Genomic DNA, 16933 nt, shown 5'->3' on the forward strand with positions numbered 1-16933 from the left:
AGCCACCCGGGCACCCTATGCGCCACGGGCGGCCCGCATCCAGAGGATCAAGAAGGCCAGGCGAGGCGATCGCCGTCAGCGGTGGACGGCGTCGTACAGCTCGCGCTTGGGGATGCCCGCGGACTTGGCGACGTCGACGATGGCCTGCTTGCGCGAGACCCCCGCTTCCTCCCTGCGCGCGACCTCGTACACGAGCTCCTGGAGGTCGGGCTCGGCCGTGCTCGGCTCGTGCCCGGCGACGACCAGCGTGATCTCGCCCCGCACGTTTCCCCCGGCCCATTCGGCCAGCTCGCCGAGCCCGCCCCGCCGTACCTCCTCGTAGGTCTTGGTGAGCTCGCGGCAGACGGCGGCCGGCCGCTCGGGGCCGAAGGCCTCGGCCATCGCCACCAGACAGGCCTCGAGCCGGTGCGGCGCCTCGAAGAAGACCATCGTGCGCTCCTCGGCGGCCAGGCTCGCCAGCCGCCTAGCCCGCTCCCCCGGCTTGCGCGGCGGGAACCCCTCGAAGCAGAACCGGTCGCTCGGCAGCCCGGAGATCGCCAGCGCGGTGGTGACCGCCGACGGCCCGGGGAGCGCCGTCACCGGGATGCCCGCCTCGACGGCGAGGTGTGTCAGGCGGTAGCCGGGATCGGAGACCCCCGGCATGCCGGCGTCCGTGATGACCAGCACGGTCTCACCGTCCTGCAGGGCGCCGAGCAGCTCCTTCGCCCTGGCCGCCTCGTTGGCGTCGTAGTAGGACACCACGCGCCCGCCGAGCGTCACTCCGAGGTCGGCGACGAGCCGCCGCAGCCGGCGGGTGTCCTCGGCCGCGATGATGTTCGCGGTGGATAAGGCCTCGCGCAGCCGTGCGGAGGCGTCGTCGACCCGCCCGATCGGAGCACCCGCCAGGACCAACCTGCCGTTGTCGTTCACATGCCCATCCTCTCCCATGCACGAGGAGGTCATCAGCACAGCACCTTCGGGCATGAGTCCCCCAATTGGGTACGTAAGAGGTGTTTCTTAGGCTGGACGTAATAGCCGCCCCGTACGATGTCCGGATGGCCCTGACGGACTTCCCTAACCAGGACTTCGAGCAGCCGGAGCCGCGCGACGAGCCCGCACAGCCGGGATCTGTACGCGACCGGCTGGTTCCGCCTTTCCAGGGCAGCCCCCTGTGGGGATGGCTGGGACCGCTGCTGGTGGCCGGTTTCGCGGCGTTCCTGCGTTTCAACCGCCTCGGGTCGCCCAACGCGGTGGTCTTCGACGAGACCTACTACGCCAAGGACTCACTCTCGCTGATCAAGTTCGGCGTGGAGCGGGTCGCGGTGAAGGACGCCGACAAGCTGCTGCTCAAGGGCGACGCCAACATCTGGCAGCACTGCGCGCCCACCGAGATCGACAAGTGCGCCTCGTACGTCGTCCATCCCCCGTTGGGGAAGTGGATGATCGGTGTGGGTGAGTGGTTGTTCGGGGCCGATCCGTTCGGGTGGCGGTTCGCGGCTGCTGTGTTCGGGGTGTTGTCGATCCTGGTTTTGGCGCGGGTGGCGCGGCGGATGACGCGTTCGACGTTGCTGGGGTGCATGGCGGGGTTGCTTTTGGCGTTGGACGGTCTGCATTTCGTGTTGAGCCGGACGGCGTTGCTGGACGTGTTCTTGATGTTCTGGGTGCTGGCGGGGTTCGGGTGCCTGGTGGTCGATCGTGATCGTTCGCGGGAGCGGCTGGCTGTTTGGTATGAGGGGTCGCGGCTGAGTGGGGTGGGTCCGTGGCTGGGGATGCGGCCGTGGCGGATCGGTGCGGGGTTGTGCCTGGCGGCGGCGTGTGCGACCAAGTGGAGCGGTGTGTTCTTCTTGGTGGCGTTCTGGGTGTTGAGCCTGGTGTGGGATGCGGGGGCGCGGCGGGCGATCGGGTTGCGCAGGCCGTTGGCGGGGGTGATGCGTCAGGACGCGCCGACCAGTGCGGTGGCGATGGCGGTGGTGCCCGCGGTGGGGTACATGCTGAGCTGGACCGGGTGGTTCGCCAGTGCTTACGGGTACGGCCGCAACTGGGCCCAGGCCACCTCCAGCGGCTGGGGATACTTCATCTTCGACTCCCTGCGCTCCTGGTGGAACTACCAGTGGATGGTCCTGAGCTTCCACACCGGCCTCGACTCGTCACACCCGTACCAGTCGTGGCCCTGGGAGTGGCCCCTGCTGCTGCGGCCGGTGGCGTTCTTCTACGAGAGCCCGGGCGGCTGCGGGGCGGCCAGGTGCTCGCAGGCCGTGCTCGGCGTCGGCACCCCGGTCATCTGGTACGGAGCGATCATCGCCCTGCTCGCCATGATCGTCTGGTACGTGTCCACCCGTGACTGGCGGGCCGGGGCGGTGCTGCTGGCCTACGCCATCGGCGGGCTGCCCTGGGTCTACTACGCCCTGGCCGACAAGCGCACGATGTTCCTGTTCTACACGGCGCCCATGCTGCCCTTCATGATCCTCGCCATCGTGCTCGCCGCCGGGCTGCTCATCGGTCCGGCCAACGGCGAGCCGGTGCGGCGGATCATCGGGGCCTCGCTTTCGGGTGCCTTCGTGCTCGTGGCACTGATTAACTTCTGGTGGCTGTACCCCGTTATCGCCGCCGAGATCATCCCCTACGACGATTGGCATCGGCGCATGCTGCTCAACCGCTGGATATGACCCCTCAACCCGCACAACCCAGCCCTTCTGCTCTTTCTGGCCTTACAGGTAGGTGACGTGGAAATCGTCCGTGGTGGTGGTCGTCGTCAGGGCGCAGGCCTATACGGCAGACTGCGAGGCATGCCTGCACCCGACGTTGCCGCGCTCCTGACAGAGCTCGAGCGCTCCGATCCGGACGTCGCCGACGACGCCAGGACCGCCGTCGAGTGGCTGACCGGCGCCGAGCCGCTCGAAACGATCACTCAGCTCGATGTGTGCGAGTTCCTCTGGTACACGCTGCCCCTCAAGGTGACCGGCGACCACGGCGACATCGCCAGGGCGCTCGGAAGGCTGCTGCGCCTGGGGGGCATGGACCGCTACGCCGCCCTGTGCGCGTCCCCGACCACCTCCCAGATCCTGCGGACGTACGCGCGCGAGGGCGAGGACGCCGGGACGGCCGCCTACCAGCGCGCCCTCGCCGCCACCGGAGTGCTGCCGCCCGACGTGCCGGAGCTCCGCTGGAGCTCGATCATGGGTCCCGAGGAGTTAGGCGCCCACCTCGCGTGCTCGGCCGCGCTGGAGATCGCCATCGTGTCCGGCGAGCTGGAGCCGGCGGCGAGCAGCTGGAAGACCCACGCCGAGGCGCTGACCCAACGCTGGCTCACCGCCCCCCGCACCGAGCTGGGCGGCGACAACTGGCTCAACCGGGTGCACGGTGAGCGCCTCAACCGCTGGGTGCTCGGCCGCGGCGCGGCCCGCCGCGAGCTGGCCCAGCCCTTCGAGGTACGCCTCCACGCGCCCGTCCCCGTCCCCGATGGGTCACATTTCGCCGCCCTGTGCTGGCTGCTGGAGACGGCGGCCAAGCCCGGGGGCGTGCCGCTCACCCAGCGGCACAACATCGCCCGCGCGCTCGTCGTCGAGGCGGCCGAGCGGTTCGGCTGGCCGCTCACCGGCACGCGCAGCGAGGGCGGCGTCGCCGCCCTGCGCACGCTGCGCCACATGGCCGAGGACGAGATGCGGGCCGTGCAGCGCACCGGCAGGAGGCTTCTGATCACCGCGACGGGCAGGAGGCTGCTCGCCGACCCCGAGGCCATGTGGCAGGCCGCGTCCTCGGCGTTGCTGACGCCCGCGCCCGGTGAGCGCGAGATGGAGATGTCGGTGCGCGAGGTCGGGCTGATGCTCCTGACCGACGGCAAGGAGGTGCCCTGCGGGTCGCTGGCCGAGCGGGTCACCGAGGTGGTCGTGGGCGAGGGCTGGCGCACGGCGACCCCGGCCGACGTGGTCCGTCCTCTGGTGGAGCTGCGCCACCGCCTGGAGGCGTTCGACCTGTGCGTCTCCCCCGCCCCCTCGCCGGACGCGCTGGCCCCGGCCGAGCTGACCCCGGCGGGCCGGGCCGCCGCCCTGGCGGCCCTGCGCGGTCAGGCGCTCCGTCCCCGGCAGTACGTCACCCTGAGCTGAGCCAGAGGCGCCCCCGGCGTTACGTCACCACCCTGAGCCGAACCACGAGGCGCGGCCGGCTACGTCACCGCCCTGAGCTGAGCCACGAGGCGCGGCCGGCACGCCGTCAGCTTCGGGCGCTTCCGAGGCCGGGGGCCGCGATGGCGGACATGATGTTGTCCTCGGTCACGTCCTGGCCGGTGAGCTCCCTGGCGATGCTGCCGTCCCGCAGGACCACCACGCGGTCGCAGTTCTCCGCCAGCTCGGCCACGTCGGAGGAGATCAGCAGGACGGCGAGCCCGTCGACGGCCAGTTCGTCGATGAGCGCGCGCATCTCCGCCCTGCTGGGGACGTCCACGCCGTGGCCCGGCTCGTCCAGCAGGAGCACCTTGGGGTTCATGGCGAGCCAGCGGGCGAGCAGCACCTTCTGCTGGTTGCCTCCCGACAGCTCTCCCGCCCGCTGGCCGGGTGACACCGCCTTGATGCGCAGCCGCCGCATGAAGGTCGCCACGACCCGGTCGAGGCGGGCGTCCGACACGATGCCGGCCCGCGAGAGTCGGGGCAGCGCCGCGAGCGCGATGTTGTCCCGCACGGACAGGGTCGGGACGATCCCCTCGGTCCTGCGGTTCTCCGGGACGAGCCCGACGCCGGCCCTGATGGCGCTCTTGATCGACCACTTGCCCAGCGGGGCGCCCGCCACCGTCACCTGCCCGGCGTCCACGGGCTCCACGCCCGCGATGGCCCGCGCGGTCTCGCTGCGCCCGGCGCCGAGCAGCCCGCCGAGGCCGAGCACCTCGCCCGAACGCAGGGCGATCGAGATGTCGGCGAGGACGTGGCGGCGGCTGAGTCCTCTGGCTGAAAGGATCGGCAGGTCGCCAGGCTCGTCGGCCGGGCCGCCGCCGAGGTCCACGGGGGCCCGCGGCGGGTGGAAGGGCCTGCCCAGCATCAGCGAGACGAGCCTGAAGCGGTCGAGGCCGGCCATCGGGCCGGTGTGGACGACCTTGCCGTCGCGCAGCACCGTGGCCCGGTCGCAGATGCGGTAGAGCTCCTCCAGCCGGTGGCTCACGTAGATCACCGACCGGCCGCCGTCGCGGAGGGCACTGATGACGCCGAACAGCGTCTCTATCTCGCCGGGCTCCATCGACGACGTGGGCTCGTCCATGATCACGACGCGGGGCCCGGCCGAGGCGGCGCGCGCCAGGGCGACCATCTGCTGGGTCCCGGCGGGGTGCGAGGCGACCGGACGGCGGACGTCGGCGCGCACGCCGTACCGGGCGAGGATCTCCTCGGCGTCCGCGTGCATCCGGGCGAAGTCGATGAGCCCCAGGCGCCCGCGCGGCTCCCTGCCGAGGAAGATGTTGCGGGCGACGCTCATCTGGGGGGCGAGGTTGCCCTTCTGGTAGATCGTCGCGATGCCCGCACGCAGCGCCTGCAGCGGGCCGCCGAACCTCACGGGCTCGCCGAGATAGCGCAGCTCGCCCCCGTCGGGCTGGTACACCCCGGAGAACAGGTTGACCAGGGTCGACTTGCCGGCGCCGTTGCCGCCGATGAGCGCGTGGACCTCTCCCTCGGCGACGGCCACGGAGACGTGGTCGAGCGCCCGGACGCCGGGGAAGCTCTTCAGGACGCCGGCGGCCTGGAGGACCATGCTGCTACCTGTCACCAGCTTCCTCCCCGGACTGCCTGCCTGGGCGAGAGGAGATACCTCGTTGGGACCGATGGTGATCGCGCGAGGAAACAATCTCGTAACAGAAGGAAACTTATCCGGTCACAGCCGATCAGAACCAGTCAACGTCAGCCGAGCCTGGCCACGTGCAGCCGTACGCCCTTGCCGGCCAGCTCGTCGAGCACGTCGCGAGGGGCCGCGTCGTCGGTGACCAGGTGGTCGATCTGCTCGGCCGCGACCGTCTGCACCATCGTGTCGATGCCGATCTTGGTGTGGTCGGCGAGCACGACGACCTCCTCGGCCGCCGCCGCGAGCGCGCGGTCGACGCTGGCCACCTGGAGGTTGGGGGTCGAGAGCCCGCGCTCTGCCGAGAGCCCGTTGCCCGAGATGAACGCCCGCCGCACCCGCAGGCCCGCGAGCGAGTGCTCGGCCGCGCTGCCGACGAGGGCGTGGATGGAGCCGCGCAGGGTGCCGCCGGTGAGAACGACCTCGACGCGCGGCGAGCCGGCGAGCGCCTGGGCCACGAGAAGGGAGTTCGTCACGACGGCGAGCTCGGTGTTCCTGCTCAGCCTGCGGGCGAACTCCTGGGTGGTGGTGCCGGGCCCGACCACGATGGCGTCGCCGTCCTCGACCAGGGACGCCGCGAGGTCGGCGATCACGCTCTTCTCGACGGAGGCGACCTGCGCCTTCTGCGAGTGCGTCGGCTCCCGCGACAGCTCGCCGGGCAGGGTCGCGCCGCCGTGGTGGCGGTTGAGCAGGCCCTCGGCCTCCAAGGCGCGCAGGTCGCGGCGGACCGTGACCTCCGAGGACCGCACCGCCAGGGCGAGCTCCCTAAGCGAGACCGCGCCGTTGACGCGCACCAGCTCGATGATGCGCTGCCGGCGCTCGGCGGCGAACACGGGCCGGCGGACTTCCCCCGATCCCTCGGTGTCGCCCACGGCTCCCACCTTGTCATCCGTGCCGCACGTATAACCGATTCTGATCATAGTCGGCCACCCAGGACACCGCGAGCCGGGCGCCGACCGCCTGCTACGCCTTCGGCGATGACCGAGTCAGAGCGTTTGCGATCGGAACTCTTGACTGTTTCCGTTCGATGGTGCTTATTTGAGGTCTGGATAAGTCCGGAGCTGTTCGGTTTTGCGCGAAGACGACCGATCAGGCGTCACCGTACCTGCCACCTCATCCCAACGGGAAGGAAAGCTCATGACCATGGAGCCCGGCCGCCGTCTTCGCACGGCCGCCATCGCCCTCGCCGTGGTCCTCGCGGGCGCCGGGTGCGCCAAGTCGGAGGAGACCGCGGCGGCGCCCGCCGCGAGCGACACCCAGGGGCGGCAGGTGGTACAGACGCCCACCGGCCAGGCCGGGCCGACCTGCACGCTGGACCAATTCGGCGGCAAGAGGTTCGACCTGAAGACCGCCACGGTGGGCTTCTCGCAGTCGGAGAAGGAGGCCAACCCGTTCCGGATCGCCGAGACCAGGTCGATCAAGGACGAGGCCGCCAAGCTGGGCATCCAGCAGCTCAGGGTGACCAACGCGCAGTCACAGTTCTCCAAGCAGATCACCGACGTGCAGCAGCTGATCGCGCAGGGGGCTCAGCTGCTCGTCATCGCACCGCTGAACTCCGACGGCTGGGAGCCGGTGCTCCAGCAGGCGTCCGCCAAGAAGATCCCGATCATCACGGTCGACCGGAAGATCAACGCCAGGTCGTGCGGCGACTACCTCACGTTCATCGGGTCCGACTTCACCGAGCAGGGCAGACGCGCGGCCGACCAGATGATCAAGGCGCTCGGCGGCAAGGGCAAGGTCGCCATCCTGCTCGGCGCTCCGGGCAACAACGTGACCACCGAGCGCACCAACGGCTTCAAGGAGCAGGTGGCGAAGCAGGCCCCGGGCATCGAGATCTCCTTCGAGCAGACCGGGGAGTTCGCGAGGGAGAAGGGCCAGCAGGTCACCGAGCAGCTCATCCAGTCGAACCCGGACATCGACGGGATCTACGCGGAGAACGACGAGATGGCCCTCGGAGCGGTCACCGCGCTCAAGGGCGCGGGCAAGGAGGCCGGCGACATCAAGATCGTCTCAGTGGACGGCACCCGCAGCGCAGTACAGGGCATCGTCGACGGCTGGCTGTACTCGGTGATCGAGTCCAACCCGAGGTTCGGCCCGCTGGCCTTCGAGACCGCCCAGAAGTTCCTGGACGGGCAGCCGATCCCCGACAAGGTCATCATCTCCGACCGCGAGTACGCCGGGGACACCGCCAAGGCGGGTCTGGACGAGGCCTACTGACCGCAGGAACATCAGGCGCGCTCGTGAAACCGACGTGGAGGGGGGAAGCCATTGGGCACGTCCGATGAGCCCGTGCTGGAGGCCAGGCAGATCACCAAGCGCTTCCCGGGCGTCGTCGCGCTCGACCGCGTGTCGTTCGCGGTGCTCCCGGGAGAGGTGCACGCGCTGGTCGGCGAGAACGGCGCGGGGAAGTCGACGCTGATCAAGATCTTCACCGGGGTCCACCGGCCGGACGAGGGTGAGCTGCGCTACCAGGGTGCCCCCGCGGCCTTCGCCACCCCGCTGGACGCCCGGCGGTCGGGCATCTCCACGATCTATCAGGAGATCAACCTCGTCCCCATGATGAGCGTGGCCCGCAACCTGCTGCTCGGGCGCGAGCCACGCAACCGGCTCGGGGTCATCGACGCCACCCGCATGTACGCCGAGGCGGAGCGCGTCCTTTCCGGCTACGGGGTCAGGACGGACGTGCGGCGCCCCCTCCGCACCCTCGGCATGGGCGCCCAGCAGATGGTGGCCCTGGCCAGGGCGATCTCGGTGGACGCCAGGGTCGTCATCATGGACGAGCCCACCTCGTCCCTCGAACCCCGCGAGGTGGAGACGCTGTTCGGGGTGATCAGACGGCTCCGCGACGACGGCATCGGCGTGGTCTACGTCAGCCACCGGCTCGACGAGCTGTACCAGGTGTGCGACCGGGTGACGGTGCTGCGGGACGGCCGCACGGCGCACACCGGTCCGCTGGCCGGCCTCGAACGGCTCCAGCTCATCTCCCTCATGCTCGGCCGCGACCTGGACGAGGTCAGGGCGGGCGGCGCGACGAGGTTCTCCCGCGACCACGAGGCGGTGGCCACCGGCGAGCCCGTCGTGGAGGCACGCGGGCTCACCCGCAGGCACGTGCTCAGCGAGGTCTCGGTCAGCGTGCGGCCGGGCGAGGTGGTCGGCCTCGGCGGGCTGCTCGGCGCGGGCCGCAGCGAGACCGCCAAGGCGATCATGGGGGCGCTGCCGCTCGACTCCGGTGAGGTGCTCGTGGCCGGGTTCCCGCTGCGGCGCGGGTCCACGAGCACGGCGATCAGGGCCGGGGTCAGCCTGCTGCCCGAGGACCGCAAGGCCGAGGGCATCATCCCCAATCTGTCCGTTCGCGAGAACATCGTCCTGGCCTCGCTTCCCTCCCTCGCGCGAGGTGGGGTGGTGTCGGACGCCCGCATCGACGAGGTGGTCGCGGCCTTCATGCGCAAGCTGCGGATCAAGGCCTCCTCGCCGCACCAGAAGGTCTCAGAGCTGTCCGGGGGCAACCAGCAGAAGGTGCTCCTCGCCCGCTGGCTCGCGATGCGGCCCAGGGCGCTGCTGCTCGACGAGCCCACCCGAGGCATCGACGTGGGCGCCAAGGCGGAGGTCCAGGCCCTGATCGAGGAACTGGCCGGCGAGGGCCTGGGCGTGCTGCTGATCTCCTCGGACCTGGAGGAACTCGCCGAGGGCTCCGACCGCATCGTCGTCCTCCGCGAGGGGGCGGTCGTGGGCGAGCTGTCCGGCGCCGAGGTCACCGAGGAAGGGATCATGGCCTCCATCGCCGACCACGCCCCGGCCGCCTCGACGACACCGGCGGCCCACTCCACGAGGGGGGAGTCCCATGACTGAGACGACGGCGGCGCTCCCGCGCGTGGACCGGGCACGGCTGTTCGCCTGGCTCCAGGAGTACGGGGTCTACGCCGCGGTGCTGACGCTCCTGGTGCTCAACGTGCTGTTCACGCCCCGCTTCCTGGACGTCGCGAACTTCCGTACCCAGCTCGTCCAGGTCACCCCGATCGTGATCGTGTCGCTGGGCATGGCCCTGGTGATCGGCACGCAGGGCATCGACCTGTCGGTGGGGTCGGTGATGGCGCTGTCGGCCGCGACGGTGGTGCTCTACCTCGGGTACGGCGTGCTGCCCGCCCTGCTGGTCGCCCTCGTCGCGGGCGCCGCCGTCGGGGCGGCCGGAGGCTCTCTGGTCGCGTACGTGGGCGTGCAGCCGATCGTCGCCACGCTCGCCCTGCTGGTCGGCGTGCGGGGTGTGGCCAACGTGCTCGTGCCGCAGCTCATGGAGTTCCGCAATCCGGACCTCATCGCGCTCGGCAGCAGTTCGGTGGCGGGCGTGCCGGTCATCGTGGTGATCGCGGCGGCGCTGACCCTGCTCGTGGCGTTCCTCGTACGGCGGACGACGTTCGGCAGGCAGGTCGTCGCGATCGGAGGCAACCGCACCGCGAGCGAGCTTTCCGGCCTGCCGGTGAAGCGCGTGTTGCTCACGGTCTACATGATCTCCGGTGTGCTGGCGGCGCTGGCGGGAGTGCTGGCCACGGCCCGCCTGCAGGCCAGCGACCCTACCTCGCTCGGCCTGTTCATCGAGCTCTCCGCGATCACCGCGGTCGTCGTCGGGGGCACCCCGCTCGCCGGCGGGCGCATCAGGGTCTTCAGCACCGTCATGGGAGCCCTGCTGATGCAACTGCTGTCGGCCACCCTGATCAAGCACAACCTGCCACAGTCGTGGACCCAGATGGTCCAGGCGGTCATCATCCTCGCCGCCGTGTACGTCACCCGGGAGCGTGGATCGCGATGACCGACTCCAAGGTGGTCCCCGCGTTCGAGGCCCCGGCCGTACGCGGCGCGGGTGCGGCGCGGCGCGAGCGGCTCGGGCACGTCCTCCAGCACCACGGGGCCCTCATCGTCCTGGTGGCCCTGGTGGCGGCCGGGAGCGTCGCCTTCGACTTCTTCGCCACCGCGGAGAACGCGGCGAGCGTCGTGGTCTCGTCGTCCTTCCTGGCCGTCATCGCGCTCGGCATGACCTTCGTGATCATCAGTGGCGGCATCGACCTGTCCGTCGGGTCGCTGTTCGTCCTCGGCGGCGTGCTCGCGGCGTACGGCTCGCAGGCGGGGGTGCTGGTGGCGCTGCTGCTCCCCCTCGCGGTGTGCGGGACGGTGGGGCTGGTCCAGGGTCTGATCATCGCGCGCACCGGCATGGCGCCCTTCATCGTGACGCTGGCCGGCCTCCTCGGCGTGCGCGGGCTGATGCTCGCCATCTCGGACGAGGGCGCGACGACCTACCTGGTCAAGGATCCGGCCTTCGCCCGCCTCGGGCAGGGCGAGCTTCTCGGCCTGACCTACCCCGTGTACATCGCCGCCGCGCTCGCCCTGCTCGGGATGCTCCTGTTGCAACGCACGGGGTTCGGCCAGAACGTCTTCGCGATCGGGGGCAACGAGCACGCCGCGACGTTGATGGGCGTACCCGTCGCCCGCACCAAGGTGCTGGTGTACCTCATGTCCGGCCTGCTCGCCGGGCTCGCGGGGGCACTCAACGCGGCCCGGCTGTCCTCGGGGGTCACCATCCTCGGCATCGGGCTGGAGCTGGACGTGATCGCGGCCGTGGTCATCGGCGGCACCCTGCTGACCGGCGGCGCGGGCGGGGTGACCGGCACGGTCGCAGGGGTGCTGCTGCTCGGGGTGATCCAGAGCCTCATCAACCAGATCGGGGACCTCACCTCGTCCTTCCAGCAGGTGGTGAGCGGCGGGTTCCTGGCCCTGGTGGTGATCGCGCAGCGCCTGCTCAGCAAGGCGCAGCGGCTGAACTGACGCGCGGACCGGCCGCATGCCTCAGGCGCGCGGCCGGCCGTGTTCCTCCGACGGCCCGTGGCTCCGCAAGACGCGCGGCCGACCATGTTCCTTCGACGGCCCGTGGCTCCGCTAGACGCCGGCGGTCACGCGGCCACCGAGGCGTCGGCCCATGCGATCCTGCTGGCGCCGATCCTCCTCGGTGCGACCGGTCATGACCTCCTCGCGGGTCTCCTCGATCCTGAGGGCGACGCCGATCGCGAAGAAGGTCGGCGCCCACTCGCCGACGAACAGGCCCCAGCGGTCGGCGCGGGCGATATCCTGCTCGTACTCCTTGGACAGAAGCCACGAAACGAATGACGCGCCGACGGAGACGATGCCGGCCGTGTACATCATGCCGGATCGGATGCCCATTCGGTGGAGTGTCCTGATCATATGCCCCCCTTGATAGCGGCGTCTTGACGCTATTTTCCTACCCTTCGCCATGGCTGGTAACGATAGGCATGGATAAGGAGATATGAGCTAATTCCTATAGACGAGACCTTTTGCCCGTATTGAGTTGATATTTCGGCATAAGAGGGGCTAGGTGCGTACGGTGAACGCGGCGAGCACGTCCAGGCCGTTGAAGACGCCGTCCTCGACCTCGTTGCGCGCGGACACGGAGGTGACGCCGAAGTCAGCGGGGACCAGGGCCAGGTAGATATGCCAGACCAGCCCGCTCGACCCGCTGTGCGCCGGGTTGAGCGACATCGCCGACCAGCAGTGCGCCTGCTCGTCGATCTGGAGCTCCTGCTCGTAGTAGTAACGGCCGTCCCCCGGCTGGTGCTCGGGCGTCGAGTCGTACGAGCGGGGATCGGCCCGCACGATGACGGCGACACGTTTGCCCTCGTCGATGGCCCCCCGATAGCTTCCGGCCAGGTCGATGCGCGGCCGGTCGCCCGCGTCGTCGACCGCGTACGACACCTCGGGGAACACGATGGCGGCGCTCACCTGGCGCACCGCGACGCGCGAAGCCAGCCGCTCGCAGGAGCCCTGGGAGGCGGGCGGGGCCGACGAGGGCGACTTGACCGGAGTCGTGGCGGAATAGCCGATCGCTGAGGCGATGAGCACCGCGGCGGTGCCGATGAGGGCGGGCACCAGAATGCGCGGCCATCCGGACGTCTTGCCATCCCCGTTGTCGACTGTCGCCACTCAGACCTCCGACGGACCAGACGCGTGCCATACGAATATCGACGCCCGCGCCGAGCGCGGGTTCCCCCACTGTGACATGCCATGGGCGCCCGTTCGGCGGTTATCAGGTAAACACCTCGAACGGCAAAGAAGACATATCTTGCTCTCGTCTGAAAGGACCATTCTTCGGGGTTATCGCGCTATTCCTCCGTTTCCCGGAGCCCCATTCCTCCGGCGGCAGGCGGTTTCGCCGTCCGCCAGGCCACCGGCCGACTCTCCGTCCCGCCCGGCCGACAGGGTGGCGGGCGTGAATAAGCTGGATCAGGAGGTGAGGCCGTGATGGCTGAGCGATCTCAGGACGCCGCCCTCTCCCCCTCGGTGCAGGCGACCATGCGGAACCTTCTCGGCGCCGACCGCGAGCGCACCATGTCACGCGTCGCTTCGCTGACGCGCGACTGGACCGACATCGTCGAGTCCTCCGCGATGGCGGCCACCGACGACGAGCACGACCCCGAAGGATCCTCGACCGCCTTCGAACGGGCTCACATCCAGTCGCTGCTCGACCAGACGGCCACCCACCTCACCGACCTCGACCACGCGTTCGAACGCCTGCGCGACGGCACGTACGGGGTGTGCGAAAGGTGCGGCGGCCCCATCGCCCTCGAACGCCTCAAGGCGCGCCCGGCGGCGAAGACCTGCATCGCCTGCGCGTCCAAGGGACGCTGACCCGCGGCCGACCCTCAAAGGCAAGTGCCGGAAGGGGCAGGTGCGCCACGAAATTAAATCTATATGATCGGTCGGTCACTTTGTTTGGTAGGGTCGAAGGGTGATCGACGGACGACTCCTGCGCGGGGAGCGCACCCGGCAGGCCGTGCTCGACACCGCGGTCTCGCTGGCCTCGGTGGAGGGCCTTGAGGGCCTGTCCCTCGCGCGGCTCGCGCAGACCCTCGGCGTCAGCAAGTCAGGGTTGTTCGTGCACTGGCCCGACAAAGAGCGGCTGCAGCTCGCGATCGTCGAGCACGCCCGGCAGCAGTGGACCGATCTCATCGTGCGCCCCGCCCTGCGAGCCCCCAAGGCCTTGCCGCGCCTCTGGGCGCTGCACGAGCATCGCCTGGCCTTCTACGAGGCCGGGACACTTCCCGGCGGCTGCTTCTTCGCCGCCGTCGGCGCCGAGCTCGACGACCGGCCGGGCCCTGTGCGCGAGTCCGTCGCCCAGGCCAACGACGACTGGATGCGCCTGCTGACCACGATCGCCGCCCAGGCCGTCGAGCGAGGAGAGCTGCGGGACGGCACCGACGTCGGGCAGCTCGCCTTCGAGATCCAGGCGCTCGGCGAGGCCGTGGTCGTCCACGCCCACCTTCTGCGCCGCGAGAGCGGCTACGCCTACGCCCGCCGCGCCGTGCTCGACCGGCTCCGCGCGCTCGCGACCGACCCCACCATCCTCCCGGAGGCCTGACATATGACCACCGCCCTTCAGACGGGGCACGTCCAGCCCGTCCAGATCCACTTCGAGGACCTCGACGCGATGGGCGTGGTCCACAACGGCCGGTACGTCCTGCTGCTCGAACGCGCGCTGTCGGCCTACTGGGCCGGGCACGGCTGGCCGTTCGACCCGACCCGGCCGCACTTCGCCGAGGTCTTCTTCGTGGTGCGCGAGTTCGCCATCACCTACCACGTCCCCGTCAACACGGTGGGCGAGGTGGCCGTGCACTTCTGGGTCGAGCGCCTCGGCACGACCAGCGTGGTCTACGGCTTCCGCGTCCTGTCAGGCGACCACACCGTCGTCCACGCGGAAGGCCGGCGCGTACAGGTGAAGATCGACCCGGCGACGCTGCGCCCGAGCCCCATCGGCTCGACCGTACGCGAGGCCATCGTCCCTCTGCTCGGCTCGGCCGGTGGGTGAGGCTCTCCTCCGACCTGCGAATCGCGGGGACGAGCACGCTGGTCGGTGGCACGACGCGGTTGGTGTACGGGAGTTCGCCTGCTTACTGGGCGCCAGGTGAGTTGATCTATATCTGGTCTTCTCGTGCGGGCTGGAAGGGGAGCTGGGCCGTCAGGGCGTAACCGCCCTCGGTCGTGGGGCCTGATTCGAGCCGGCCTCCGGCGAGGGTGATCCGCTCCCACAGGCCGGCCAGCCCGAAGCCCGACTCCAGCACAGGGCAGTCCCGGACGGTCTCCGTCCGGCCCTGCCCTGTGTTCACCACCGAGACGTCGACCACGTCACCGTTGGCCTCGCAGACGACCCGCACCTCCGACCCGGGCGCGTGCTTGCGGACGTTGTTGAGCCCTTCCTGGACCACCCGAAAGCACTCGTGGCCCAGCTGCCGGGACAGGGCGCCCTGCGGGACGTCGAGGTGGAGGTCGATCCGCAGGCCGATGTCCCTCGCCTCCTCCACCAGCTGGGGGATCGCCTCCACCCCTTGCAACGACTGGTAGACCTCCTCGCGCCGGAGCACCGTGAGCAGGCCGCGCAGCTCGGTGAGCGCCTGCACGCCCTTGTCCTCGATAGTGGTGGCCAGCTTGCGGATCTCGGCGTGGTCCTCGGTGTCCTGGATGATCCCCGCGTTGAGCACCATGGTGGTGACCGCGTGGGTCACGGTGTCGTGCAGCTCAGCCGCGATCCACCGCCGCTCCTGCGAGGCGGCGTGCTCCTCACGCAACTTGACCCCGGTACGCAGCTCGGCGTTCATGCTGCGGTATTCATGCACCCACGTGCCGACCAGCGCGGGCAGGTACACCAGCGTCAGCGCCCGCACGGTGATCAGGTAAAGGAACTGGTCGGTATAGGGGTTCACGTAGTCGATGACGATGTAGACGACCGTCATGGCCACGGCGACCCGCCGCCAGCGACGCACCTTGGCCTCCGCCGTCATCGAGTAGGCGGCGAGGGCCAGCGGCACGGTCGCCCCGGCGAGCACGGCGCAGGCGACCGCGCCGACGATCATCGGCCAGGCCGTACGACGACGCAGCAGCATGGTCGCGGCCGTGACGGCGCCGACGAGGATCAGCAGCCACTCCGGCGCGCGACCCACCAGCGAGAAGGACTCGCCCATGAGCGTCGTCGGGATCGTGAACGCCAGGACGGCAGCAGCCAGCAGCACGTCCCCGATCTCGCCACGGTGGCGTGCGGTGAACCCAGTCCACTTCCGCCGCATACCACTCATCATGCAGCCTTTACCTGCGAAAACACGACTCAGGGTCGGCGGCACCGCCTCAATCGCGATCTTTTCGGCACCGGCTCACAGAGACCGGGCGAGCCGGAAGCCGAGATCGTCGATGCTGAAGGCCGGGTGACTCTTGCGGCGGCACGATGCCCGGCATCCTCGGGGCTGATCGTACAAACCTCCGCCGCGGAATACGCGGTACGGGCCGTAGACCCTGGGGTCATAGACATCCCAGCACCACTCCCACACGTTGCCGATCATGTCGTAGAGGCCCCAGGCGTTCGGCGCCTTGGTCGCGACGTCGTGGATTTCGCCGCCGCTGTTCCCCCGGTACCAGGCGATCTCGTCCAGCTCTCCGTAGCGGACGCCGGAGGTCCCGGCCCTGCACGCGTACTCCCACTCCGCCTCGGAGGGTAGGCGATAGCCGTCGGCCTCCCAGTCGCAGACCACGTCCTGCCCGTCGGGGTCGTCGCCCATCGAGTAGCAGGGGTTGAGCCCCGTGGCCCGGGAGAGCAGGTTGCAGAACCGAACGGCCTCGATCCAGGAGACCTCGGTCACCGGCGTACGCGGCCCCGCCGCACTCGCGGGCGCCTCACCTCGAACGGCGCGGTACAGCTCGCGGGTCACGGGGCAGGGCGCGAGCCGGAAGGCCGCCACCTCGGCCTCCCAGTTCGTCTTCGTGCCCTCGTCCCGCAGGACGATCTCCCCGGCGGGTATGCCGATCATGCGCTCGGCGATCGCCTGGCGCGGCGTCGGTTCAAGGCTCATCGCAGGTCCTGCCCAGCGGCGAATGGTGGTCCACTCTTTTTGGAAGACGAAATACGCGGCGGTCACTTGATCGCGTTGAGAGAATCCGCCTGTGGGGCGGCACAAAGGTATGAGCTGCGCGTCAGTCGCGACAACAGGAGGAAGCGGCCGGATCACAGGCGGAGCAGACCATCATGGTCGCCACCTTCCTGTCCATCGCCCGGCTCCTGACTACCTCGTATTCAGGCGGTCGTGATATTCACGCC

The 16933-nt window shown here is 69.9% G+C and carries 16 protein-coding genes; 9 read left to right on the top strand and 7 right to left on the bottom strand.

All coding sequences use genetic code 11. The features are described 5' to 3' along the window. Positions 1-75: 75 nt before the first annotated feature. Complete coding sequence (rsmI, locus tag ACOZ38_RS41695) at positions 76-927, bottom strand: 16S rRNA (cytidine(1402)-2'-O)-methyltransferase (RefSeq protein WP_424537189.1); 852 nt, start codon at positions 925-927, stop codon at positions 76-78. Between the two features lie 107 nt (positions 928-1034). Between rsmI and ACOZ38_RS41700 the strand changes: the two genes are divergently transcribed. After that, on the top strand, positions 1035-2645 hold the full coding sequence (locus ACOZ38_RS41700; RefSeq protein WP_424536365.1) for a dolichyl-phosphate-mannose--protein mannosyltransferase: 1611 nt from the start codon (positions 1035-1037) through the stop codon (positions 2643-2645). A 120-nt stretch (positions 2646-2765) separates the two neighbouring features. Continuing rightward, a complete protein-coding gene (locus tag ACOZ38_RS41705; protein WP_424536366.1) occupies positions 2766-4082 on the top strand; it encodes a hypothetical protein in 1317 nt (438 codons plus the stop codon). 106 nt (positions 4083-4188) lie between these two features. Here ACOZ38_RS41705 and ACOZ38_RS41710 read toward each other — a convergent pair whose 3' ends face one another. Further along, positions 4189-5724: a sugar ABC transporter ATP-binding protein gene (locus ACOZ38_RS41710; RefSeq protein ID WP_424536367.1), complete on the bottom strand. Its 1536-nt coding sequence runs from the start codon at positions 5722-5724 to the stop codon at positions 4189-4191. Between the two features lie 131 nt (positions 5725-5855). Further along, on the bottom strand, positions 5856-6665 hold the full coding sequence (locus tag ACOZ38_RS41715) for a DeoR/GlpR family DNA-binding transcription regulator (RefSeq protein ID WP_405141890.1): 810 nt from the start codon (positions 6663-6665) through the stop codon (positions 5856-5858). A gap of 265 nt (positions 6666-6930) precedes the next feature. Here ACOZ38_RS41715 and ACOZ38_RS41720 point away from each other — a divergent pair, with 265 nt between their 5' ends. Genes ACOZ38_RS41720 through ACOZ38_RS41735 form a run of 4 tightly spaced genes read left to right on the top strand, consistent with a single transcriptional unit; the run spans position 6931 to position 11607 of the window. Then, a complete protein-coding gene (locus ACOZ38_RS41720; protein ID WP_424536368.1) occupies positions 6931-8010 on the top strand; it encodes an ABC transporter substrate-binding protein in 1080 nt (359 codons plus the stop codon). A 51-nt stretch (positions 8011-8061) separates the two neighbouring features. Continuing rightward, a complete protein-coding gene (locus ACOZ38_RS41725; RefSeq protein ID WP_424536369.1) occupies positions 8062-9642 on the top strand; it encodes a sugar ABC transporter ATP-binding protein in 1581 nt (526 codons plus the stop codon). Beyond that, entirely contained in the window at positions 9635-10597 is a 963-nt protein-coding gene (locus ACOZ38_RS41730; RefSeq protein WP_424536370.1) for an ABC transporter permease, read from the top strand. Before ACOZ38_RS41725 ends, ACOZ38_RS41730 begins: the two co-directional genes overlap by 8 nt. Then, positions 10594-11607, top strand: a complete 1014-nt coding sequence (locus ACOZ38_RS41735; protein WP_424536371.1) for an ABC transporter permease — start codon at positions 10594-10596, stop codon at positions 11605-11607. The genes ACOZ38_RS41730 and ACOZ38_RS41735 overlap by 4 nt, the downstream gene beginning before the upstream one ends. A gap of 111 nt (positions 11608-11718) precedes the next feature. Here the strand turns inward: ACOZ38_RS41735 and ACOZ38_RS41740 are convergent, their stop codons facing one another. Further along, on the bottom strand, positions 11719-12000 hold the full coding sequence (locus tag ACOZ38_RS41740) for a hypothetical protein (RefSeq protein ID WP_424536372.1): 282 nt from the start codon (positions 11998-12000) through the stop codon (positions 11719-11721). A 168-nt stretch (positions 12001-12168) separates the two neighbouring features. Next, a complete protein-coding gene (locus tag ACOZ38_RS41745; protein ID WP_405141904.1) occupies positions 12169-12777 on the bottom strand; it encodes a hypothetical protein in 609 nt (202 codons plus the stop codon). 318 nt (positions 12778-13095) lie between these two features. On the opposite strand from ACOZ38_RS41745, the gene ACOZ38_RS41750 reads away from it, so the two are divergent. The 3 genes from ACOZ38_RS41750 to ACOZ38_RS41760 all read left to right on the top strand — a co-directional run bounded on the left by ACOZ38_RS41750 (position 13096) and on the right by ACOZ38_RS41760 (position 14659). Further along, on the top strand, positions 13096-13482 hold the full coding sequence (locus ACOZ38_RS41750) for a TraR/DksA family transcriptional regulator (protein ID WP_424536373.1): 387 nt from the start codon (positions 13096-13098) through the stop codon (positions 13480-13482). Between the two features lie 100 nt (positions 13483-13582). Next, entirely contained in the window at positions 13583-14212 is a 630-nt protein-coding gene (locus tag ACOZ38_RS41755) for a TetR/AcrR family transcriptional regulator (RefSeq protein WP_424536374.1), read from the top strand. A 3-nt stretch (positions 14213-14215) separates the two neighbouring features. After that, positions 14216-14659 (top strand): acyl-CoA thioesterase, encoded by a 444-nt coding sequence (locus ACOZ38_RS41760; protein ID WP_424536375.1) that lies wholly within the window; start codon positions 14216-14218, stop codon positions 14657-14659. A 106-nt stretch (positions 14660-14765) separates the two neighbouring features. On the opposite strand, the gene ACOZ38_RS41765 is transcribed toward ACOZ38_RS41760, so the two are convergent. Next, entirely contained in the window at positions 14766-15911 is a 1146-nt protein-coding gene (locus tag ACOZ38_RS41765; RefSeq protein ID WP_424536376.1) for a sensor histidine kinase, read from the bottom strand. Positions 15912-15995: 84 nt separating this feature from the next. Beyond that, a complete protein-coding gene (locus ACOZ38_RS41770; protein WP_424536377.1) occupies positions 15996-16688 on the bottom strand; it encodes a formylglycine-generating enzyme family protein in 693 nt (230 codons plus the stop codon). Positions 16689-16933: the final 245 nt, after the last annotated feature.

The sequence above is a fragment of the Sphaerisporangium viridialbum genome (assembly GCF_049674955.1).
Classification (GTDB): domain Bacteria; phylum Actinomycetota; class Actinomycetes; order Streptosporangiales; family Streptosporangiaceae; genus Sphaerisporangium; species Sphaerisporangium viridialbum.

Bases quoted from the DNA above. Each gene is read 5' to 3' on its own strand.
- rsmI (WP_424537189.1), bottom strand. From the start codon at position 927: ATGGGAGAGGATGGGCATGTGAACGACAACGGCAGGTTGGTCCTGGCG.
- ACOZ38_RS41700 (WP_424536365.1), top strand. From the start codon at position 1,035: ATGGCCCTGACGGACTTCCCTAACCAGGACTTCGAGCAGCCGGAGCCG.
- ACOZ38_RS41705 (WP_424536366.1), top strand. From the start codon at position 2,766: ATGCCTGCACCCGACGTTGCCGCGCTCCTGACAGAGCTCGAGCGCTCC.
- ACOZ38_RS41720 (WP_424536368.1), top strand. From the start codon at position 6,931: ATGACCATGGAGCCCGGCCGCCGTCTTCGCACGGCCGCCATCGCCCTC.
- ACOZ38_RS41730 (WP_424536370.1), top strand. From the start codon at position 9,635: ATGACTGAGACGACGGCGGCGCTCCCGCGCGTGGACCGGGCACGGCTG.
- ACOZ38_RS41735 (WP_424536371.1), top strand. From the start codon at position 10,594: ATGACCGACTCCAAGGTGGTCCCCGCGTTCGAGGCCCCGGCCGTACGC.
- ACOZ38_RS41740 (WP_424536372.1), bottom strand. From the start codon at position 12,000: ATGGGCATCCGATCCGGCATGATGTACACGGCCGGCATCGTCTCCGTC.
- ACOZ38_RS41750 (WP_424536373.1), top strand. From the start codon at position 13,096: ATGGCTGAGCGATCTCAGGACGCCGCCCTCTCCCCCTCGGTGCAGGCG.
- ACOZ38_RS41760 (WP_424536375.1), top strand. From the start codon at position 14,216: ATGACCACCGCCCTTCAGACGGGGCACGTCCAGCCCGTCCAGATCCAC.
- ACOZ38_RS41765 (WP_424536376.1), bottom strand. From the start codon at position 15,911: ATGCGGCGGAAGTGGACTGGGTTCACCGCACGCCACCGTGGCGAGATC.
- ACOZ38_RS41770 (WP_424536377.1), bottom strand. From the start codon at position 16,688: ATGAGCCTTGAACCGACGCCGCGCCAGGCGATCGCCGAGCGCATGATC.